The sequence below is a fragment of the Janthinobacterium sp. 1L-D-8-B-C4 genome (genome assembly GCF_057291295.1).
This window is the reverse complement of the sequence record NZ_JBXAVX010000003.1, coordinates 517240-538571: the sequence shown is the minus strand read 5'-3', so window position 1 is coordinate 538571 and position 21332 is coordinate 517240. Positions and strand designations below refer to the sequence as shown.

At 61.8% G+C, this 21332-nt stretch carries 22 protein-coding genes; 15 read left to right on the top strand and 7 right to left on the bottom strand.

The features are described 5' to 3' along the window. Positions 1 to 2 precede the first annotated feature (2 nt). From AC0Z42_RS08390 to AC0Z42_RS08360, 7 genes are all read left to right on the top strand, one after another. The gene (locus AC0Z42_RS08390; protein WP_485467760.1) at positions 3 to 1157 is read left to right on the top strand and encodes an acyl-CoA dehydrogenase family protein; all 1155 of its coding nucleotides are present in this window, start codon (positions 3 to 5) and stop codon (positions 1155 to 1157) included. Next, a complete protein-coding gene (locus AC0Z42_RS08385; RefSeq protein WP_485467759.1) occupies positions 1154 to 2731 on the top strand; it encodes a class I adenylate-forming enzyme family protein in 1578 nt (525 codons plus the stop codon). The genes AC0Z42_RS08390 and AC0Z42_RS08385 overlap by 4 nt, the downstream gene beginning before the upstream one ends. Before the next feature lie 75 nt (positions 2732 to 2806). Next, entirely contained in the window at positions 2807 to 3973 is a 1167-nt protein-coding gene (locus AC0Z42_RS08380) for an ABC transporter substrate-binding protein (protein ID WP_485467758.1), read from the top strand. A gap of 97 nt (positions 3974 to 4070) precedes the next feature. After that, a complete protein-coding gene (locus AC0Z42_RS08375; RefSeq protein WP_485467757.1) occupies positions 4071 to 4943 on the top strand; it encodes a branched-chain amino acid ABC transporter permease in 873 nt (290 codons plus the stop codon). Continuing rightward, the gene (locus tag AC0Z42_RS08370; protein ID WP_485467756.1) at positions 4940 to 5920 is read left to right on the top strand and encodes a branched-chain amino acid ABC transporter permease; all 981 of its coding nucleotides are present in this window, start codon (positions 4940 to 4942) and stop codon (positions 5918 to 5920) included. The genes AC0Z42_RS08375 and AC0Z42_RS08370 overlap by 4 nt, the downstream gene beginning before the upstream one ends. Further along, positions 5913 to 6626, top strand: coding sequence for an ABC transporter ATP-binding protein (locus tag AC0Z42_RS08365; protein ID WP_485467755.1), 714 nt, complete (start codon positions 5913 to 5915; stop codon positions 6624 to 6626). The genes AC0Z42_RS08370 and AC0Z42_RS08365 overlap by 8 nt, the downstream gene beginning before the upstream one ends. Further along, positions 6619 to 7320: an ABC transporter ATP-binding protein gene (locus AC0Z42_RS08360; RefSeq protein WP_485467754.1), complete on the top strand. Its 702-nt coding sequence runs from the start codon at positions 6619 to 6621 to the stop codon at positions 7318 to 7320. The genes AC0Z42_RS08365 and AC0Z42_RS08360 overlap by 8 nt, the downstream gene beginning before the upstream one ends. A 4-nt stretch (positions 7321 to 7324) precedes the next feature. Here AC0Z42_RS08360 and AC0Z42_RS08355 read toward each other — a convergent pair whose 3' ends face one another. Then, the gene (locus AC0Z42_RS08355; protein WP_485467753.1) at positions 7325 to 8308 is read right to left on the bottom strand and encodes an HDOD domain-containing protein; all 984 of its coding nucleotides are present in this window, start codon (positions 8306 to 8308) and stop codon (positions 7325 to 7327) included. A gap of 129 nt (positions 8309 to 8437) precedes the next feature. On the opposite strand from AC0Z42_RS08355, the gene AC0Z42_RS08350 reads away from it, so the two are divergent. Beyond that, entirely contained in the window at positions 8438 to 9022 is a 585-nt protein-coding gene (locus AC0Z42_RS08350) for a DinB family protein (protein ID WP_485467752.1), read from the top strand. 1 nt (position 9023) lies between these two features. Here AC0Z42_RS08350 and AC0Z42_RS08345 read toward each other — a convergent pair whose 3' ends face one another. Next, positions 9024 to 9416 (bottom strand): VOC family protein, encoded by a 393-nt coding sequence (locus AC0Z42_RS08345; RefSeq protein ID WP_485467751.1) that lies wholly within the window; start codon positions 9414 to 9416, stop codon positions 9024 to 9026. 83 nt (positions 9417 to 9499) lie between these two features. Here AC0Z42_RS08345 and AC0Z42_RS08340 point away from each other — a divergent pair, with 83 nt between their 5' ends. The 5 genes from AC0Z42_RS08340 (at position 9500) to AC0Z42_RS08320 (ending at position 13781) form a co-directional block, all read left to right on the top strand. After that, on the top strand, positions 9500 to 10039 hold the full coding sequence (locus tag AC0Z42_RS08340) for a GNAT family N-acetyltransferase (protein ID WP_485467750.1): 540 nt from the start codon (positions 9500 to 9502) through the stop codon (positions 10037 to 10039). Positions 10040 to 10182: 143 nt separating this feature from the next. Continuing rightward, positions 10183 to 11757: an oleate hydratase gene (locus tag AC0Z42_RS08335; RefSeq protein WP_485467749.1), complete on the top strand. Its 1575-nt coding sequence runs from the start codon at positions 10183 to 10185 to the stop codon at positions 11755 to 11757. 126 nt (positions 11758 to 11883) lie between these two features. Next, complete coding sequence (locus AC0Z42_RS08330; protein WP_485467748.1) at positions 11884 to 12099, top strand: hypothetical protein; 216 nt, start codon at positions 11884 to 11886, stop codon at positions 12097 to 12099. Positions 12100 to 12195: 96 nt separating this feature from the next. Next, complete coding sequence (gene lepB, locus AC0Z42_RS08325) at positions 12196 to 12870, top strand: signal peptidase I (protein ID WP_485467838.1); 675 nt, start codon at positions 12196 to 12198, stop codon at positions 12868 to 12870. Positions 12871 to 12917: 47 nt separating this feature from the next. After that, the gene (locus AC0Z42_RS08320) at positions 12918 to 13781 is read left to right on the top strand and encodes an NAD-dependent protein deacetylase (protein WP_485467747.1); all 864 of its coding nucleotides are present in this window, start codon (positions 12918 to 12920) and stop codon (positions 13779 to 13781) included. 12 nt (positions 13782 to 13793) lie between these two features. On the opposite strand, the gene AC0Z42_RS08315 is transcribed toward AC0Z42_RS08320, so the two are convergent. Next, positions 13794 to 14858, bottom strand: a complete 1065-nt coding sequence (locus AC0Z42_RS08315) for an aldo/keto reductase (RefSeq protein WP_485467746.1) — start codon at positions 14856 to 14858, stop codon at positions 13794 to 13796. Between the two features lie 140 nt (positions 14859 to 14998). Here AC0Z42_RS08315 and fghA point away from each other — a divergent pair, with 140 nt between their 5' ends. Further along, on the top strand, positions 14999 to 15865 hold the full coding sequence (fghA, locus tag AC0Z42_RS08310) for an S-formylglutathione hydrolase (RefSeq protein ID WP_485467745.1): 867 nt from the start codon (positions 14999 to 15001) through the stop codon (positions 15863 to 15865). 193 nt (positions 15866 to 16058) lie between these two features. Beyond that, positions 16059 to 16469, top strand: a complete 411-nt coding sequence (locus AC0Z42_RS08305; RefSeq protein WP_485467744.1) for a histidine phosphatase family protein — start codon at positions 16059 to 16061, stop codon at positions 16467 to 16469. A 206-nt stretch (positions 16470 to 16675) separates the two neighbouring features. Here the strand turns inward: AC0Z42_RS08305 and AC0Z42_RS08300 are convergent, their stop codons facing one another. The 4 genes from AC0Z42_RS08300 to AC0Z42_RS08285 all read right to left on the bottom strand — a co-directional run bounded on the left by AC0Z42_RS08300 (position 16676) and on the right by AC0Z42_RS08285 (position 21326). After that, positions 16676 to 17599: a restriction endonuclease gene (locus AC0Z42_RS08300; RefSeq protein WP_485467743.1), complete on the bottom strand. Its 924-nt coding sequence runs from the start codon at positions 17597 to 17599 to the stop codon at positions 16676 to 16678. Between the two features lie 209 nt (positions 17600 to 17808). Then, on the bottom strand, positions 17809 to 18474 hold the full coding sequence (locus AC0Z42_RS08295; RefSeq protein WP_485467742.1) for a dienelactone hydrolase family protein: 666 nt from the start codon (positions 18472 to 18474) through the stop codon (positions 17809 to 17811). A gap of 76 nt (positions 18475 to 18550) precedes the next feature. Continuing rightward, entirely contained in the window at positions 18551 to 20866 is a 2316-nt protein-coding gene (locus AC0Z42_RS08290; protein WP_485467741.1) for a xanthine dehydrogenase family protein molybdopterin-binding subunit, read from the bottom strand. After that, positions 20859 to 21326: a (2Fe-2S)-binding protein gene (locus tag AC0Z42_RS08285; protein ID WP_485467740.1), complete on the bottom strand. Its 468-nt coding sequence runs from the start codon at positions 21324 to 21326 to the stop codon at positions 20859 to 20861. The genes AC0Z42_RS08290 and AC0Z42_RS08285 overlap by 8 nt, the downstream gene beginning before the upstream one ends. Between the last annotated feature and the right edge of the window lie 6 nt (positions 21327 to 21332).

Below are 21332 nucleotides of genomic sequence, written 5' to 3'. Positions count from 1 at the left end.
ACATGATACGCGACGAAGAAACCTTGAATATCCTGCTCGACAGCATCAGCCGCTTCGTGCGCGAAGTACTGGTGCCGAACGAAAACCTGGTGGCCGAAACCGACACCATTCCACCGGCCATCGTCGCGCAGATGCGCGAGCTGGGCCTGTTCGGCCTGTCGATCCCGGAAGCCTACGGCGGTCTGCAGCTGAGCATGGAAGAAGAAGTGCGCGTGGCCTTTGAAATCGCCCGCACCTCGCCGGCCTTCCGCTCGCTGATCGGCACCAACAACGGCATCGGCTCGCAGGGCATCGTAATCGACGGCACGGAAGCGCAGAAACAGCACTATCTGCCGAAACTGGCGGCCGGCGAGATCATCGGATCGTTCGCATTGACCGAAGCCGGTTCGGGTTCGGACGCGGCTTCCCTGCGCACCACGGCCGTGCGCGATGGCGACTTTTATATCCTGAACGGCAGCAAGCGCTATATCACCAATGCGCCCGAGGCCAGCATTTTTACCGTGATGGCGCGCACCGACCCGGCCAAGCGCGGCGCCTCGGCGATTTCCGCGTTTATCGTGGAAAAGGATACGCCGGGCCTCTCCTTGGGCAAGATCGACAAGAAGATGGGCCAGCAAGGCGCGCACACCTGCGACGTGATCTTTGAAAACTGCCGCGTGCCGGCCGCGAACATTATCGGCGGCAAGGAAGGCGTGGGCTTCAAGACGGCCATGAAGGTGCTCGACAAGGGCCGTTTGCATATTGCCGCTGTCTGCGTGGGCGCGGCCGAACGCATGCTGGCCGACGCCCTGGCCTACGCGATGGAGCGCCAGCAGTTCGGCCAGCCGATCGCCGAATTCCAGTTGATCCAGGCCATGCTGGCCGACAGCAAGGCCGAGATCTATGCCGCGCGCAGCATGGTGCTGGACGCGGCGCGCCGGCGCGACAACCAGGAAGATATTTCAACCGAAGCGTCGTGCTGCAAGCTGTTCGCGTCCGAAATGTGCGGCCGGGTGGCCGACCGTTCGGTGCAGATCCATGGCGGCGCCGGCTATATTTCCGAGTATGCGGCCGAGCGCTTCTACCGCGATGTGCGCCTGTTCCGCATCTACGAGGGCACGACGCAGATCCAGCAGATCGTCATCGCCCGCAACATGATCAAGGCAGCGCAAAAATGACAGCGGCCGCGATGGAGGAACTCCCCGCCCTGCTGGCCAGCTTGCCGGCGCGCCTGTCGGCGATTCCACAGCGCTGGGCCGCCAGCACACCGGACGCACCGGCGCTGCACGAAGGCGGCCGGCACTGGACCTACGCTCAGCTGCAGCACAGCGTTGACGATGCGGCGCGCCTGCTGCGCACTCTCGATGTGCGCGCCGGCGACCGCCTGATGGTGGTTGGCGAAAACTGCGCGCTGCAGGTGGCGCTGATTTTTGCTGCCGCCAGCATCGACGCCTGGATCGTCAACGTCAATGCGCGCCTGTCGGCACGCGAAATCGATACCATCGCTGCCCATTCGACGGCGCGGCGCGTGCTGTACCTGCACCACTCATCGAAGGAAGCGGCTGCCCATGCGCAGCGCGTGGATAGCAGCACGGTGATGGTCGACGGCATGGGCGAGCTGCTGGCTGGCCCCTTGGACGAGGACGCGATGGCCGAAGCGACGCAAGCAGGCAACGAACAGGTGGCGGCGCTGATCTACACCACCGGCACCACCGGACACCCCAAGGGCGTGATGCTGACGCACCGCAACCTGCTGTTTATCGCCGCCGTGTCGAGCCGCCTGCGCGGGTTGACACAGCTCGATCGCGCCTACGGCGTGCTGCCGATCTCGCACGTGTATGGTCTGGCCTCGGTGGCGCTCGGCACGCTCTACGCCGGCGCCGCCTTGCTCCTGGTGCCGCGTTTTTCGGTCGAAGGCCTGCTGTCGGCATTGAAGGACGAAGGCCTCACCATCGTGCAGGGCGTGCCGGCCATGTATGCCAAGCTGCTGCAAACCCTGGGCGGACCCGCCACGCCGCTGGCGACGCAATTGCGCTTTGCGTATGCAGGCGGCTCGCCGCTGGCGCCGTCGCTGAAAAAAGAAGTCGAGCAGTTGCTGGGTACCGCGCTGCACAATGGCTACGGCATGACGGAAAGTTCGCCCACCATCAGCCAGACGCGATTGGAGTCGCCGCGCCAGGACGATTCGGTCGGCTCGCCGATTCCCGGCGTGGAAACGCGCATCGTTGACGCCGACGGCGCCGACGTGGCGGCCGGCCAGCCGGGCGAACTGTGGATACGCGGGCCGAACGTGATGGCCGGTTACTACCGGGAGCCGGAAATGACGGCCGCCACCATGCGCGACGGCGGCTGGCTCAACACGGGCGACATGGCGCGCCAGGGCGACGACGGCGCGCTGTTCATCGTCGGGCGCACGAAAGAGCTGATCATCCGCTCGGGCTTCAATGTGTATCCGCTGGAAGTGGAAACGGCGCTCAACGCCCATCCGTCCGTGATCCAGTCGGCGGTGGTCGGCTGCGGCACGGCCGATGGCAATGAGGACGTGGTGGCGTATGTGGAGCTCGATCCGCGCCAGCCGGTCACGCTCGCAGCGCTGCAGGCATGGCTGGCCGCCACGCTGTCGCCGTACAAATGTCCATCGGCCATTATCGTGATGGAGGCACTGCCGGCGGCGGCCACCGGCAAGATCCTGAAGGGACAGCTGCGGCAGATGGCGCAGCAGCGGCAGGCGCAGGAAAGAAAGCAGCAATGATTTGCACTGAAAGCCAATACACCCGACAATAAAACACCAGCGGGCTGCTTTAAACGAATAACAGAGGAGACAAACATGAAACGCACACTCACACGCATCGCCATGGCCACCCTGGTTGCCAGTGCCTGGATGTCCGGCGCCAGCGCCGAGGAATTCCTGGTCGGCGCCGAAATTCCGCTGACCGGCAACCTGGCGCGGGTCGGCGCCGGCATGCAGGAAGGCATCATGGTCGCGGCCGAAGTCTTCAACAAGACCAATGGCAAGCACACGGTGAAAATCATCACGGTCGACGACGAATCGGCGCCGGCGAAAGCGATTGCCGCTGTTGAAAAACTGGCCAGCCAGGGCGTGGTGGCGATCACCGGCGGCTACGGCTCGAACAATATCTCGCCCGCCTCGGACACGGCGAATAAACTGGGCCTGGTGTACATCACCTCGGGCGGCGTCGACGACAGCCTGGTGGCCAGCGGGCGCAAGAATTTTTTCCGCATCAATAACACGGCCGGCTACGAAAAAGCCATGCTGGGCATGCTTGCCGACGTGGGCGCCAAATCGGTCTCCATCGTCTATTCGACCAAGGACGCCACCACCGGTCTCGCCAAGGACGTGGAAAAAGCGCTGGCAGCGAAAGGTGTAAAAGTCACCTCGCACTCATTCGATCCGGCCATTACCGACTTCAAGCCCATTATCAACAAGATCAAGCTGCAGGACAAATCGGAAGTCGTCGCCATGGTCGGCTATGAAAATGATTATGTCGGCATCATTCGCGCCGCGCGCGTATTGAAACCGAAGATCAAGGCGATGGTGGGCGTGTGGTCGCTGGCCACGCCAAAAATGGCGGCCGACTTCCCCGACCTGATGCCGAACGTGTTCGGCACGGCGCTGTTGCCCTTCCCGACCGAATTCAAGACGGCCGACGGCAAGGCCTTCAGCGACGCCTACAAGCAGCTGTACAAGAAGGAACCGGACTACCTGGGCCAGTTCGGCTATGTGCAGTCGATGTTGCTGTTCGAAGCGATCGCGCGCGCGGCCGACAAGGGCACGGTGAAAAAAGGCGGCGTGACCGAGGAAATGCGCAAGACCGATCGTGAAACCCTGATCGGCCGGGTGCAGTTTGCCGCCAACGGCGACAACATCAACTTCGTGCACCGCATGGCCCAGCACCAAGACAAGAAAGTGGTGATCGTCTGGCCGAAGGAAAGCGCTACCGGCAAGCTGATCTACCCCGCACTGCCCTGGTAACAAGTCCTGCGCGCCAGCATTGGACGCGCACCGATAAACGACAGCCTGGCTATTCGCCCCTTGCGGGCGGCGGCCGGCTGCCTGACGGGATAACGACATGACAGAATTAATCCTGCAGGCCCTGTATTCGGGCCTGCTGCAGGGCGGCTCTTACGCCCTGATCGCGCTCGGTCTGGCGCTGGTGTTCGGCACCATGAAGATCATCAACCTGGCGCACGGCGAGCTGGTGCTGCTGGCCGCCTATATCGCCTACAGCGTGGAGTCGGGCCTGGGCCTGGGCCCGATGTTCGCCATTCCCATCGCTTTGGTGATCGTCAGCCTGACCTCGGTCGGCGTCTACTACATCGTCAGCCGCATCAAGAAAGACCGCGAAATCAATTCGCTGATCCTCACCTATGGCATCGGCGTGATCCTCACCAACTTCATTTTGCTGGTATGGAAGGCCGACATCCGCTCCACGTCATCGAGCTGGCTGCAGGAAGGCTTTGAAATCGGCCCGTTCTTCAGCATGCGCAGCGAAGTGATTTTCTTCGGCGTCAGCCTGGTGCTGATGGCGGCCCTGTGGCGCTGGCTGGCCACCAGCTGGTATGGCCGCGCGGTGCGCGCCGTGTCGAGCAACCGCGACGCGGCCAAGCTGATGGGCATCGACCCGGGCCGCACCGAGATGGTGTCGTTCCTGGTGGCGGGTATTCTGGCTGCATTTGCCGGCGTGGCCCTGTTCAGCTATGGCGTGATCCAGCCGGCCTACGGCGGCGCGCTGACAGTCAAGGCCTTCATCATCACGGTACTGGCCGGCATCGGCTCGATCCCGGGTGTGCTGATCGCCGCCGTGCTGCTGGGCGTGGCCGAAGCGCTGACCGTCACCCTGGCCAGTTCGGCGCTGCAGGAATTGTCGGGCATGGTGCTGTTCCTGCTGGTGCTGTTCATTATGCCGAACGGCCTGTTCGGCGCGGTACGGAGGCGCGGATGAAATCTTCTTCGATACGTTCCACCACGATTTTGACTATCCTTCTGCTGCTGGCTGCGTATGTGGCAGTGCCGCTGGCGCTGGGCAGCAACCACTATGTGATGAGCATGGTGGTGGCCGCCCTGATCATCGGCGGCGTGGCCCTGTCGTGGGCCTTGCTGGGCAACCTGGGCGGCATGGTCAGTTTCGGCCATGCGGCGTTCTTTGGCGTCGGCGCGTATGTGTCAGCGCTCACCACCGTGAAACTGGGCCTGCCGGTGTTTGCCGCCATGCTGCTCGGTGGCGTGGGCGCGACGATTTCCGCCGTCATCATGCTGCCCGTGCTGCGCCTGCGCGGGCCGTATTTTGCGCTGGCGATTTTGGCCTACGCGCATATCTTCCGCATCGTTGCCACCGAATGGAGTTCGCTCACCGGCGGCTCGGGCGGCGTGGCCAATATCCCCACCTTGCCTACCGTGTTCGGCTTTGATCTGGCCAGCAAGACCGGCGCCTATCTGGTGGTGCTGACCTTGGTGGTGGCGTGCGCGTTTGCCTATAGCCGCATCCGCTCCAGCCACTACGGCATCGCCCTGCGCGCCATGCACGACAGCGAGGATGCCACCCGCGTGGTCGGCGTCAACAGCACCTTGCTCAAAGGCGCGATGCTGCTGGTGTCGGCCTTTATGGCCGGCCTGTTCGGCGCCTTCAATGCGCACTACATCAACTTCCTGGAACCGGATTACGCCTTCAACAGCCTGTGGGTGACCTTGCCCATCGTGGCGGCGATTTTCGGCGGCTACCGCACCATTCTCGGCCCGGTGCTGGGCGCGGTAGTGGTGTACCTGGTCGACCAGCTGATTTTCAAGTCCATTATCCCCACTGGCCACCAGCTGGTGCTGGGCGTGCTGCTGGTGGCGATGATTGTGTTCAGCCCGAACGGCCTGCTGCCGCTGCTGCGCAAGCTGGTCATGGGAAAGGGAAAGGATAAAAAACATGCTTGAACTCGATAATGTGTCGGTGCGCTTCGGTGGCCTGACGGCCGTCGATTCGGTCACCCTGTCGATTGCCAGCAATGACGTGATCGGCCTGGTGGGCTCGAACGGCGCCGGCAAGACCACCCTGTTCAATGCGATTTCCGGCCTGGTGCGCCCGACCAGTGGCGCGATCCGCTTCGAAGGGCGCAACGTGATGGCCACGCCGATGTACCAGCGCGCGCGCCTGGGCATCGGCCGCACCTTCCAGATACCGCAGCCGATGCATGAACTGACGGTGCGCGAAAACCTGATCGTCGCGCAGCGCTTCGGCACCGGCAAGGTCGATCAGAAAAAGATCGATGAAATCCTCGACTTCACCAGCCTCACCGCCAAGGCCGGACGCGACGCCGCCAGCGAACTGGCGCTGACGGAGTTGAAGGCGCTGGAAGTGGCCAAGGCGCTGGCCACCGACCCGAAACTGCTGCTGCTCGACGAAGTGCTGGCCGGCCTGGAAACGACGGGCAAGCGCCGCTTCATGGGCATGCTGAAGGACCTGCATGCGAAATTCGGCGTGGGCATCGTGATGATCGAACACGATATCGAGACCATCAGCAATCTGTGCCCGCGCGTGGCGGTGCTCAATTTTGGCCAGCTGATTGCCGACGGCACGCCGGACGCGGTATTTCGCGATCCGGCCGTCATCAAAAGTTATACGGGAGCCGCAGATGCTTGAAGTGACCAATTTGCGCGCCGGCTATGGCGCCATCAATGTGCTGTGGGATGTGTCATTGAGCGTCCAGAAAGGCAAGCTGACCACCATCATCGGTCCGAATGGCGCCGGCAAAACGACTTTGCTGCGCGCCATCATGGGCCTGGTGCCGGCCAGCGCGGGCAGCATCAGCCTCGACGGCAAGGTCCTGAACGGCACGCCGACCTGGAAGATGAGCGACGCTGCCGTCACCATGATCCCGGAAGGACGCATGACGTTTCGCGACATGAGCGTGGAAGAAAACCTGATCATGGGCGCGTTTCCCAAGGCGCACCGGGCCCATATGCGCGATCGGCTGGAACAGTCATATGTGATGTTCCCGCGCCTGCGCGAACGCAGGAAACAGCTGGCGGGGTCCCTGTCGGGCGGCGAAGCGCAGATGCTGGCGATGGCGCGCGGGCTGATGTCGGACCCGCAGCTATTGATTATCGACGAGCCGTCGCTGGGCCTGGCGCCGCTTGTGGTCAACGAGCTGTTCGAGATACTGGCGCGCCTGAACGACGGCCGGCGCACCATCGTGCTGGTCGAGCAGAACACGGCGCGCGCGGTAGGCGTGGCCGACCATGTCTACCTGATGCAAAGCGGGAAAGTGGCGCTGTCGCAAAAGGCCAGCGATGTCGACCTGGAGCACCTGCACGAGCTGTATTTCGCACGCTAGGCCGTTATTCCTCTTCGTCGGCCAGCTTGTCAAACACACCCAGCGCGCGCTTGCCCAGCCCGGCCACCACGAGCGGATCATCGGCATCGAACTGGGCGGCATCGACCAGCATCCGCAGCTTGCTCAGGCGTTCGCCCAGCGCCAGCGCTTGCGCTTGCGGCTCGGCGCCGGCTTGCCCCGCCTGCCCGATCGCATTGGTAACCGATTCGGGAAACTCCCATAATTCGGCGATTTTGACCGACAGGATACGGGCTTGCGCAAACACCTGGGCAATAAAGGCATCCGACTGGGGAAATGCTTCGGGCGCATGCAGCTGGTCGATCAGGCGGAACGCCACCACCAGGCCGACATTGGTCATCAGGCCCGCCAGGTAGGCGTCGAAGGCGTTCGCCTGCATGCCTGGCGCCAGCAGGCTGGCGGCCAGCGCGCATTTTTCGGACTGGCGCCAGATCAGCGGCGCCGTGCGCACGGTCAGCCCACCACTTTTCATGCTGACGATGGGACGGAAGGCGACGCGGGCCAGCAACATGCGCATATTATTTTGCCCGAGCAGCATGATGGCGCCTTCCATGGTGCTGATCGACGGGCTGGCGTTGTAGCGCGAATGGTAACAGGGCCGGTTCGCTTCGCGGTAGACCTCGGCCACCAGCACCACGTCCTGCGCCAGCTGGCGCGACAGCTCGGCGGCGCTCATGTTTTCTTCTTGCAACGTACGCATCAACTGCGGAATGATGGCCGGAATGCGCGGTACCAGGGCGGCGCCAGCGATCGGTTCGCGGGCCAGGCGCGTCAACTCGTCGAGGATCTGCTGTTCGGCCTGTTCTGGAGCCTGCGTCGAGCCCACGGCCGCCAGCCAGCGATAGTAGATGGCATCGATCTCGGTAATCGTGGCGGGCTCGCGGGCAGCCTCGGGCGGCGACGCCGCTGTCGTGACTGGTGCAGGCTTTTTATCGTCGCCACCGCTCAGTAATTTTCCTATCCAACCCATTTGCTGTCCAAGCTCTCTATGCATCACTATCGGGAAATCCAACCACGATTTTACCTGATGCGAAGTGCTACAGTGGCGCCTGGACGGAAAACGTCCGGGCGCACACCCGGGCATGGCACAGAGGTCATCATGAACAACAGTCTTGCGCACTACATCAGCACCCAGGCATACAACAACGCCTGGGCCAACCACCGCCTGTACCGCGCCTGCGCACAATTGTCGCAAGCCGAATTCCAGGCCGTGCGTACCAGCTTTTTCCCCACCATCCAGGCCACGCTGAACCATATCCTCACGTGCGACTGGTTTTATCTCGATGCGCTCGAGCGCGAACTGCGCGGCGATGCACCCCACCCTGATTGTTACGTGTTTTTTGCGCGCGACGAACCGTTCGACAACTGCCTCGACCTGCATGCTGCCCAGCGCGCTGCAGACCAGCGATTGATCGCGCACTGCCGTCAACTCGCCGATGCCGACCTGGCGCGCCCCGTCACCATCCTGCGCGACACGCCGCAGATCGACACGCGCATGCGCCTGCTGGCGCACCTGTTCCAGCACCAGATCCATCACCGCGGCCAGGTGCATGCGATGCTCGCCGGCACGCGCATCGAACCGCCGCAACTGGACGAGTTTTACTGCGCCGGCGAGGCGGACCTGCGGGCGCAGGATTTTGCCGAACTGGGCTGGACCGAGCCGGAGATATGGGGCGAGCGCTGAACTATTGCTCCTCGTGGCAGCAAACACACAGCTTGTTGCCATCAAGGTCGCGGAAGTAGGCGCCATAGTAATTGGCATGGTAATGCGGCCGTAAACCTGGCGGCCCTTCGCAGACGGCGCCATGTGCCAGCGCCGCCTGGTAGCTGCGATCGACCTGCGCGCGGCTGCCAGCCAGCAGCGCCGTCATCTGGCCGTTGCCGGGCGATGCCGCCTGGCCATCATGCGGCGCACCGAGTACGAACAGCGGGCGCGCCACCCCAGGCGTCATCCAGCCGGCCCAGGGCCTGGTCGGATCGTGGAATTTTTCCACCAGGCCCAGCTCGCCCAGCAGGGCCGAATAAAAATCATACGCGCGTGCAAAATCATTGGTGCCAAGACAGAGGTGGGACAGCATGCAATTCCTTTCAACAGACGGCGGTGCGATCGGTAAAACCCTTGTCTGATTATAATGGCGCATCTCTTTTTTGATACGCCACCATGACCGACGCCCACCGCCTCGCCTTGCATCCCCCCACCCCCGCCGACACACATGATCTGCTGGCGTTCGAGATCGACAACCGCGCCCACTTCGAAACCTGGGTCACCGCCCGTGCAGAGTCGTATTACAGCGCGGACGCGATCGCCGCCATGATCGAACAGGCGCAGCGCGAACGCGAAGCGGACCAGTCTTACCAGTTCCTGGCCAAGCTCGATGGCCAGATCGTTGGCAGGGTCAACCTGACGGCGGTCACGCGGCCGTATTTCAACAAGGCGCAGCTGGGCTACCGCATCGGCGCGCAATTTGGCGGCCGCGGCTATGCCAGCCGCCTGGTGGCGCTGCTGCTGGAACAGGCGTTCGGGCCGCTGGACCTGTGGCGCCTGGAGTCGATCGTGCGGCTACCCAACCTGGCGTCGGCCAAAGTGCTGCAGCGTAATGGCTTTCATCAATATGGCATGTCGGAACAAGCCATGTATTTCGACGGCGCCTGGCGCGACTTGCTGTATTTTGAACGCCGCAGGCAGCAAGATCTCACCTAGGTCAAGAAAAACCGAGCAATTGCTCTGCAAATCAATTATTTCTCCGGGAAAGTTATAAGATAGGCAAATCCAGCGAACGATTCCTTCGCTGGCAACCCTGTCCTGTACGCACTGGCGTGCGCTCACTTTTACGGAAAAATACCATGACCCCTACAACGAAAAAAGCCTGGCTGGTCGGCGGCGGCATCGGTTCGCTGGCTGCGGCCGCCTTCATGCTGCGCGACGGCGGCATGCAGGGCAGCAATATCACGATTCTGGAAGCGGCCGCCGTCGCCGGTGGCAGCCTGGACGGCGGCGGCAATGCCAAAGACGGCTATACCCTGCGTGGCGGGCGCATGCTGACCACCGACAATTACGAATGCACCTGGGACCTGTTCAAGAGCATACCGTCGCTGGAAAACCCGGGCCAGAGCGTCCATGACGAGACCATCGCCTTCAACCAGCGGCACATCGCCCACTCGCGCGCGCGGCTGGTCGACCGCAACCGGTTCAAGGTCGATGTCAGCAGCATGGGGTTTTCCATGCAGGACAGGCTGGAACTGCTGAAACTGGCCGAAGCCGATGAAGAGACACTGGGCAACAGCGCGATTACCGACTGGCTGTCGCCCGGATTTTTCGACACCAAATTCTGGTTCATGTGGGCCACCACGTTTGCCTTCCAGCCCTGGCACAGCGCGGTCGAATTCAAGCGCTACCTGCACCGTTTCATGATGGAGTTTTCGCGTATCGAGACGCTGGCCGGCGTCAAGCGCACGATCTACAACCAGTACGATTCGCTGGTGCGCCCGCTGGTAGCCTGGCTGCGCGAGCAAGGCGTGATCATCGTCATGGATTGCACCGTGACCGATATCGATATCGACGAACACGATGGCAAACTGACAGCCACCGCCCTGCACTGCCAGCGCCGGGGACTGGCCGACGTGATCGCCGTCGAGCCGGGCGACCTGGTGTTCTTCCAGAATGGCTCGATGACGGATGCCTCCAGCTATGGCTCCATGGACAGCGCCCCGGCCAGGCTGACCAAGGTCGACAGCGGTGGCTGGCGCCTGTGGGAAACACTGGCAGCGGGGCGTCCGGACCTGGGGCGCCCCGCCGCTTTCAACAGCAGTATTCCCGAATCGTACTGGGCCTCCTATACGGTCACGCTGAAAGACCCGGGGTTTTTCGAGAAAATGGAACAGTTCACGGGCAACAGCGCCGGCACGGGCGGCCTGGTTACCTTCAAGGACAGCAACTGGTTCATGTCGGTGGTGCTGGCGCACCAACCGCACTTTGCCGGCCAGCCGGAGGGCGTGCAAGTGTTCTGGGGCTATGCGCTGCACCCCGACCGCATCGGCAACTTCGTTGCCAAACCGATGTCCGAATGCAGTGGCAAGGAGATTTTGCGCGAGCTGTGCGGCCACCTGAACTTTGACCTGGCGATCATGGAAAGCGCCATCTGCATCCCCTGCCGCATGCCGTATATCACGAGTATGTTCATGCCACGCAACAAAAGCGACCGCCCACTGCCCGTGCCAGCACGCTCCACCAACCTGGCCTTTGTCAGCCAGTTCGTCGAACTGGCCGATGACGTCGTGTTCACCGTGGAATACTCGGTGCGCGCGGCGCAGACGGCCGTGTACCAGCTGCTCGACATACAGCGCGAGGTACCCGTCATCCATGCCCACGACAAGTCGCTCAAGGTCAAGCTCGACGCCGTGATCAAGGCCTTCAAATAAGCGGCTTTCCTGGCATCCAGACTGTTTTCTGCTGATGGCGGACGACTTTACGCCAGCGCAAAGCGCGGACTCTTCTGACTGAAAAACTCAAAGTTCGGGAATTTTCTCGACTTTGAGGAGCCGAACATGAAACTGCGCAACCGCCTGTTTGAACATGTTCTGCTGATGCTGCTGTTGGCGATTGCCATTTTTGGCGCCGCCATCGTGCTGGCGTGGATGGCACAGTGGGCTGAAACGCTGCAAATGCCGGCTTACCTGACCCACGGCATGCATCCGATCGCCACCCTTGATGCCAGCGCGCAACAGTGTGCGGCAAGTTGCACAGGCCAGCACCCGGTTTAAGAATGGCTTCAGTCTCGCCAGGCATCGTCGGGGGTGTGCTGTAAAAAAGACAGCACCCACACCATCACACCCTGACAAGAAAGAATCACCATGCGAATGAGCACCTGGCTGCGCGCCAATAAAGGTTTCATCATGTTCCTGATGCTGTTCGGCGTATTCCGCACGGCCGTGGCTGACTGGAATCCGATTCCCTCGGCCTCGATGCGGCCCAACCTGGTCGAAGGCGATGTGGTGTTTGTCAACCGCCTGGCCTACAACGTGAAAATACCGCTGACCGACATCGTGCTGCAACATACGGGCGAGCCGCAGCGCGGCGATATCGTCACTTTTTCCTCGCCTCTTGACGGCACGCGGCTGATCAAGCGCATTATCGGCCTGCCCGGCGATACGGTGGCAATGCGCAATGAACAGCTGTTCATCAATGGACAGCAGGCACAGTATTCCCTGCTCGATACGGTAGCGGAAACCGTGGCACCCGTGGGCCAGTTGCAGGCGCAGCGGGTCAGCGAACAGGGCAGCGGCCAGGCGCAGGCGCATCGCATCCAGCTGCTGGCGCAACTGCCGGCGCGGCGCAACTTCGCTGCCGTCACCGTGCCTGCCGGCCACTACATGATGCTGGGCGATAACCGCGACAACAGCGCCGACTCGCGCTACTTCGGCTTCGTGCCGCGCGCGCTGCTGATCGGCAAGGCCGAACGCATCCTGGTATCGGCGAACATTCAGGATTACTGGCAGCCTCGGTTTGATCGCTTCGGCATGAAGTTGCAATAGCAGCGTAGCGCATGGGCAAGGGGATTTTGGCGTAGCATGTGGCCATCATGCATACACTTCTTTCCATTAGCTCGCCCTTCGCCAGCCACAGCGAGGCTACTGAACAGCTGTCGCAGTTCCTGCAACGCCATCCGGACGTGCTGCTGCTGACGGGCGCCGGCATCAGCACCGCGTCCGGCATCCCCGATTACCGCGATACCGATGGCGTGCGGCGCGGTAATGCGCCCGTGCAAGGCCCCGACTTTCGCCGCCAGCCGGCAGTGCAGCGCCGCTACTGGGCGCGCAGCATGGTCGGGTATCCGACGCTGGCGCGTGCGCAAGCCAATCCCGGCCACCTGGCCATCGCGCAACTGGCGCAGCAGGGCAGAATCGGCAGCCTGGTCACGCAAAATGTCGACGGCCTGCACCAGCAGGCCGGCAGCACAGGCGTCACGGAATTGCACGGCAGCATACATGCGGTAGTTTGTATCGATTGCCATGCGCACTATGCGCGGCGCACGGTGCAGGACATGCTGGAATACGACAACCCGCAGATGGCGGGCGCCACCGCCACGCCGGCGCCCGATGGCGACGCCCTGCTCGAACCGACCCAGCTGGCCAGCTTCGTGGTGCCGCGCTGCCTGCACTGCGGCGGCACCCTGAAGCCCGACGTGGTGTTTTTTGGCGATGGCGTGCCAGCCGCCTGCGCCGCCGAAGCGGCGCAAAAGATGCAGGACGCCAGCGCGCTGCTGGTGATCGGTTCGTCGGTGATGGTGTATTCCAGCTTTCGCCTGTGCCGCATGGCGGCCGAAAGCGGCAAGCCGGTGGCCGCCATCAACCTGGGCAAGACGCGCGCCGATGCGCTGCTGGCGTTCAAGATCGAAACCCCGGCGCAGGATATCCTGCCGCTTGTCGCCGCCTTGCCGGCCTGAGCACTGCAGTGCTCAGGCCACCGGCAAGAACGGCGCGCGCAGCAACTGGCCCTGGCCACCGGTGATGCCGGCCGCGCTGTTGGCAATCGCTTCCAGCGGTGCACCAAGCGCAATCGCGCTGGCCGTGTCCAGCCGCTGCAGCTGCTGCGGCGTCAAGACCAGCGCCAGCGTACCGAGCGTGGCGTCAAGCTGCGCGCGCGTGCGCGAACCGAGGATGGGCACCAGCGCCGTGCTGGACTTGCCGGCCTTGGCCAGCAGCCAGGCAATCGCCACTTGCACTGGCGCCACTTCGTGCTCGCCGGCGATTGCCAGCACGGCATCGACCGTGGCGGTTTCACGCGCACCCTGCTCAGTACGCACCAGCACGCCGCCAAAACCCGTCAGCCGGCCTTCGCGGCTGTCGCGGTATTTACCGGTCAGCAAGCCACCGCCCAGCGGCGACCATAGTGCGGCGCCCAGCCCCAGCGCTTCGGCCATCGGCAGCAGGTCGCGGTCGGCGCTGCGCTCGGCCAGGCTGTATTCGGTTTGCACGCCAATCAATGGCGCCCAGCCGCGCAGCTCGGCCATCATGTCGGCGCGCGCCACCCGCCAGGCGGGAAAGTTCGACAGGCCCGCATACAGGATTTTGCCCGAACGCACCAAGTCGTCAAACGCGCGCATGATCTCGTCCATCGGCGTGGCGCCGTCGCTGAAATGTGCCCAGTACAGGTCGATGCGGTCGGTATTGAGCCGCTTCAGGCTTGCTTCGACGGACTGGATCATGGTCTTGCGGCTATTGCCCGTGCGCGACAAACCGGCATTGGGCGCGCTACCCAAGGTGTATTTGCTGGCCAGCACGAAGTGGTCGCGGTCGGCGGCGATAAACTCGCCCACCAGCTGCTCGGACTGCCCCACCTGGTAAGTGTCGGCCGTATCGATGAAGTTGCCGCCTGCGTCAACGTAGCCATCGAACACATTTTTTGCTTCCTCGCGCTCGGAACCGTAGCCCCAGCCCGTGCCGAAATTGCCGGTACCCAAAGCCAGTTGCGACACGCGCACGCCCGTGCGTCGGCCAAATGTGGTGTATTGCATGGACATGATTTCTCCTGGAAGGTTAAATGATATGCATAATATTTGAAGCATAGACCACTTTTATATAAATGTCGATCGTAATTTAAATGACCGTACTACAACACTTCTTCACTCTGGCTATACTATGCAATTGACAAGGAGAATTCATGCTGGAACTGTTGAGTGAACATGCCTGCTTTGGCGGCGTACAACGCTTTTATCGCCACGATGCGCAAGCGATAGGCTTGCCGATGCGTTTCTCGGTGTTTATCCCGGCCAGCGCGGCGAGCAAGACAAGCACATCCCCCGCCCTGTTTTACCTGGCCGGCCTGACCTGCACCGAAGAAACCTTCATGATCAAGGGCGGCGCCCAGCGCGTGGCGGCCGAAGAAGGCCTGATATTGATCACGCCCGATACCAGCCCGCGCGGCGCCAATATCGCCGGCGAAACGGATGCCTGGGACTTCGGCGCCGGCGCCGGCTTTTATGTCGATGCTACCGAAGCGCCATGGAGCGCGCATTACCGCATGTACAGCTATATCCTGGAATTGCGCGCACTGCTGGAAACGCAACTGAATATCGATCCGCAACGCACCGGCATCTTCGGCCACTCGATGGGCGGCCACGGCGCGCTGGTACTGGCCCTGCGCAACCCTGACCTGTTCCGCTCGGTATCGGCCTTTGCGCCGATCGCCGCGCCCTCGCAATGCCCATGGGGCAAAAAGGCTTTTACGGGATACCTGGGCAGCGATGAAAGCACCTGGCAGCAGTACGACGCCAGCGCGCTGATCGGCAAGTTGCAAGGTCAGCGCGTGCCGTTTCCTGATGGCATACTGATCGACCAGGGCCTGGCCGACAAGTTCCTGCCGGACCAGCTGTTCCCGGAAGTGTTCGAAGCGGCCTGCCGCGACGCCGGCCAGCCATTGGAGCTGCGCCGCCACGAAGGCTACGACCATGGTTACTACTTCATTTCCACTTTTGTCGAAGACCATCTGCGCTTCCATGCGCGCAATTTGCGCAGTCTGGCAGCATAAGATAGCGGAGGAGGACATCCTCCTCCAGTCTGCCGCATGGAAGAACTGACTGCACATGCAAATAACGTTGATGCGACACGGCAAGCCGCTACTCGCCAGGACGCGGTGGATAGCCCCGCAAGAAATGGCCCAGTGGATAGCGCGCTACAATCAGGCTGAGGTCGAGGCCGCGGATATACCCGCAGAGAGCGCCATGGCAGCGATGTCTGCCTTGACCATGGTAGCGAGTACCGCACCGAGGGCCTTGTCGTCGGCAAGGGCACTGGATAAGCCGACATTCTTGGAAGATGCTGTTTTTTCCGAGGCAGAGCTTCCATTTGCGCTCTGGCGAGCCCCCTGGCTGCCACCTGCGGCCTGGGCTGCGATTTTTCGAATATGGTGGTTCTTCGGCTATTCGCGAGGATCTGCTTCCCTCAAGGACACGCAACACCGTGCCAAGGCCGCCGCCCGGCAGCTCATTGCGCTGGCCTTGGATGGCCCGGTGCTGCTGGTCGGCCATGGCATCATGAATCGCCTGATCGGCAAGGAGCTTCAGGCATTGGGGTGGATTGCCCGCACTAGGCACGGCAGCCGCTACTGGAGCATGAGCGTTTATGATCTATAAGTGGTGTCCGCTGCAACGCTATACCACCGCCATGCCTGCGAAGAGGTGATAGCCGATGGCAATTTTAAATTTTTCTGTCGTATCGCGTTGCAAAATAATTTGAGTTGCTCTCCATATCTCAAGAATTACTGCACTAATCAAACGATGAAGCCTCATGTCAGCGCTCTGAAGATAAGTATTTGGCGAAAAAATTTATGATTGGATTTTCACAAAAAATTCAGATCTAGTGCGCCATCAATACGCTTAAAGCTTCCTGAACTCGCCTCAACATGCATTTCAAAGAAGTCTGATTTTTTCCAAGTATCATCTGATCTTGGTTTCCAAAGAGAAAAGTCCATTGGAGCTCCCTCTGTCAGAATCATCGCCCCAGGTGGAAATGTCACTTCCTTGGATTTCCAGTCAAAAAAACCTTCCCCTGTGATTCCCACTCTATATTCCAAGCGCTCGTAGGTCCGTTCAACCTTAAACGACAGGCCTGTGCATAGACGTTCAACACCTGGAGAAACCATAACCATCTGCGGGACATCGAAAACAGCAGACATACCAAAAATACCACTTAAATCTTTGTATACTTCCTCGTTATCTAAGAGATAGTTCGTGCATCCATCGACAATGCGCTTATTCTTTATTTCCGGTTGGTCGATAGAGAACATCAGTTCATTATCTTCTGGATCGACAAAAGAAAGTGACAATGAAAACTGCAACCATCTTGTGAAATCGGCGGTCAAGCGTGTACCCAAGAAAAATTTCTTATTAACTGGGTCTTTTTCAAGCAGCGATATTGCACCAATACCGTAATCAGCGCATTTTTCAAGAGCATGCTTCGTGAAGCCGGAACGCGACATTAGAATTTTAAAGTTCGCGTTGACATCTCTTGCTTTTGTGGCAAACGCATCGACATCAGGATTCCCAACCTTTCTTCGCATATCCTTGCACTCGATTACCCCAAGCATTTTTTGCGCAGCAAACATCCCACGTATGACCACATCAAACTGCCGAGAATGCCCTAGACGATCAACAATATTCTCGTTGTGCGTCACTTGAGACGTAGGGTCAATTCTGGATTGCATAGCGGCAACAAGCTTTTCAAAAGCGACTCCAGGCCGATCTTTATTTATTTTTTCAGGCATGCTCCACCTTTTAAATTTACGAACATAGACATTACTACATAGAATTCTTTTGAAAAAAAATTATCGAAAGTCTTTTTAACATCGACCTGCGCACCGCTTACCAGCCAGAATCGCGCCGCTATAACGACCAAGACAATGTTTACTATATTCTCTGCAAATTTATTGGATAACACTTGCGCAACAAAGACTGTAACACGCCAAGATGGATGTCAAGATGACGGGCTGGCATGACCGTTGAAATGGCGAGTGTACCAGTCGCAGGCCAGCATCGCGGCCTGGTGGCGTGCTTCGCTGCTGCCGGGTGCGGCGATCTGTTCGAGTTGCTTGTCGCAACGCAGCGCGGCAAACGCCATGCGGTTCAGGCCGGCCACGTCGGGGTCGCGTCCGCTGACGATCAGTAGCGAGGGTACGCGCACATTGTCGAGAGCAGCCTTGCCGGCCAGTTCCACCTGCGCGTCGCACACGGCCAAGGCCGCCAGTTCGCTGCCGCGCCAGGCGGCCAGCTGCATCACTGCCGCCGCGCTGGCGCCATGGCCGTACAGGCCACACGGCAGCGCGCGCGTGGAGGGGTCGATGCGCAGCCAGCCCAGCGCTTTTTCCAGCTGGCGCGCCAGCTGGACGATATCGGCGTGCACGAAATACCTGTGACCGCCTTCGCCGCCGCCAGGAACCACGCCGGCCTGGTCAAAGCAAAGTGTAGCAAGGCCGGCGCGCACGAAATCGCTGGCGGTCGCTTGCGTGGCGGCACTCTGATAGCCACCGCCGGTGCTGGCCCCATGCGCAAACAGCACCACGCCAACCGGTCGCTCCGGCAACACCAATACCCCGTCGAGCTGCAGTTCATCGGCCGTAATGCTGACAAATTGTTCTTGCATGGTTGCCTCCACTCAAGATGAGCCCGATGGTCAAGCGCCAGGCCACAAGCCCAGTGTAGCAAATTCGCCGCCAGGGTCAAACCGCGCCGTAGCGGTCCAATCCCTTCAGCACGGCTTCGGGGCGGATAGGCAGGTGCCGCACCCGCGCACCGACGGCGGCAAAAATGGCGTTGGCGATCGCCGGCGCCACCACCGTGGTGGGCGGCTCACCCATGCCAGTCGACGCCTCGGTGCTCTGGATAAATTCGATATCGAGTTCGGGCACGTCGGCGATGCGCAGCGGCGTATAGCTGGTGAGGTTGGTGTCGCGCACTTCGCCGTTCAAGAAAGCCGTGCCTTCGTGGATCGCCATGCTCACGCCCCACAGCGCGCCGCCTTCGGCCTGCGCCAGCGCACCGTCGGGGTCGACGATGGTGCCTGCATCGATCACCATGGTCAGTTTCTCGACTTGCACCATGCACGTATTGCGGTCGACGCGCACCCGCGCCACGCAAGCGGTCCAGGTCGGCATGTCGCGTTCCTGGCCAAAGGTGGCGGCGATCCCCAGGCCCGTGTCTTTCGGCATGGCCTTGCCCCAGCCCGCTTTTTCCGCCGCACGCAGCAGCACTTGCACCAGGCGCTGCGCGCCGCCGACAGCGTTCGGCGCGCTGCCCGCGTTGCGGCCCGTGGCCTGCAGCAGCGACAAACGAAAATCGAGCGGATTGACCTTGGCTGCCTGCGCCGCTTCGTCGATAAAACTCTCCACCGCCCAGTTGGTCCAGCCCGGCCCCACCGAACGCAGCCAGCCCGGCCGGAAAGTACTGTTGGCCAGGTCGTTGGAAATCGCGCGCACGCGCTGCGCGCCGACCGTGTACCAGTGGTCGGCGCCGGCGATCGCGAACGGATCGTAGGGGCGGCCCTGCTTGTCTTTCGATAAAAAGGCAGGAATCATGGCCTGCGTGGGCCAGCCGGCGCTGGCGTCGTGCTGCATGGCGGTGACCTTGCCTGAGGCATCAAACGCCATGCGCAGGTGCTGCACCGACGGCGAACGGGGCGAATCGAAGCGCGCATCGTCGACCCGCGAACAGATCATTTTCACGGGCCGCCCCAACGCCTTGGCGCCCAGCGCGGCCGGGATGCAATAGTCGCCGTTCAGGCGCCGGCCAAAGCCGCCACCCAGCAGATACGTATGCAGCACCACCTGGCTTTCCGGCACCTGCAGCGCCTTCGCCAGCACCGGCAGGGTCAGTGATTGCCATTGCGTGCCGGCATGGATATGCCAGACGCCATCGATTTCCTGCGCCGTGGCGTTGACCGGTTCGAGCTGGAAATGCAGCACCGTGGCCGTCGTGTACTGGCGCTCCAGGCTCAGGCCGGCGTCGGCAAACGCCTGCTCCACGCCATCGTCGTCGACCACCCGCGCGCCCAGGCTCGGGTCGGCGATCTGCCTGCTGCCGTAATGCAAAATATCCTGTTCCGACACATGGGCTGCCGGCCCGGCGCGCCATTTCACCTGGACCAGCTCGGCCGCGCGGCTGGCGGCCGCATAGCTTTCCGCATACACCATGACCCAGCCCGGCACCGTGCCGCTGGGGTCGACCAGGGCTTCGGCTTTCAGATAGCCCCTGATCTTTTTCGCCGCCGTATCGTCGATCGACAATACCTTCGAGCCGTAACGCGTCGGCGGGATCTTGGGCCGCGCATACACCATGCCTTCGATCTCGGCATCGATACCGTAGATTGCCTTGCCGTTGGTTTTCGACGGCACGTCCAGCGCCTGCACGGCCTGGCCGACCAGGCTGCGCTGCTGCGGCGTCTTCAACACCATGGCGCTCAGTTGTTCGGGCGTGTAGTGCCGGCCCAGCTTGCCGCGCCGCACGATCTCGCCATAGCTGATTGAGCGGCCACGTCCGTGCACCACGCCCAGCTTTGCCGTGCAGGTCGCAACCGGCACGCGCAGCAGCCGCGCGCCCTCTTCGATCAGTGCAATGCGGCCGGCCGCACCTGCCCGGCTCAGCGGTTCGAAATTCTGCCACACCGACCAGCTGCCGCCGGTCACCATCAGGCCCCACTTGGGATCGCTGTCCACATAGTGCAGCCGGACCTTGCTCCAGTCCGCTTCGAGCTCGTCGGCCACGATGCGCGCCAGCGCCGTGCCAATATGCTGGCCCATTTCGGCCTTGGCGATATTCACGGTAACGACGCCCTGGCGGTCGATTCCGAACCAGATGGTGGGATCGAACACGGGTGCGACCGGCGCCGCAGCCGGCACGCTGGCCTTGCCGGCCGCCATGGAACTGTCGGCGCGCAAAAAGGCCAGGGTAAAACCGGTGCCGGCGGCGGCGATCAGGAAGCCGCGCCGTCCCGGAAGGCTGGGCGCGGCAGCGTTCTTGTCTTTCGGCAGCTTAAGCATCGGCCTTCTCCTGCATGGCGGCGGCCAGCTTGATCGCCTTGCGGATGCGCACATAGGCCATGCAGCGGCACAGGTTGCCGCTCATCACGGCGTCGATATTGGCGTCGGTCGGCTGCGGATAGTCGCGCAGCAAGGTGGCCGCCTGCATGATCTGGCCCGACTGGCAATAGCCGCACTGCGGCGCCTGGGTGGCGATCCAGGCTTGCTGCAAGGGATGCTTGCCGCCTGGCGACAGGCCTTCGATGGTGGTGACGGCCGAGCCTGCCACGGCCGACACGGGCGTGATGCACGAGCGCACGGCGCGGCCATCGACATGCACGGTGCAGGCGCCGCACAGGCCGATGCCGCAGCCAAACTTGGTGCCTGTCAATCTGGCTTCGTCGCGCAGCACCCACAGCAGGGGTGTTTCGGCGTCGACATCGGCAGAAAACGGCAGGCCATTGATGGTCAAATGATGCATGAGCTT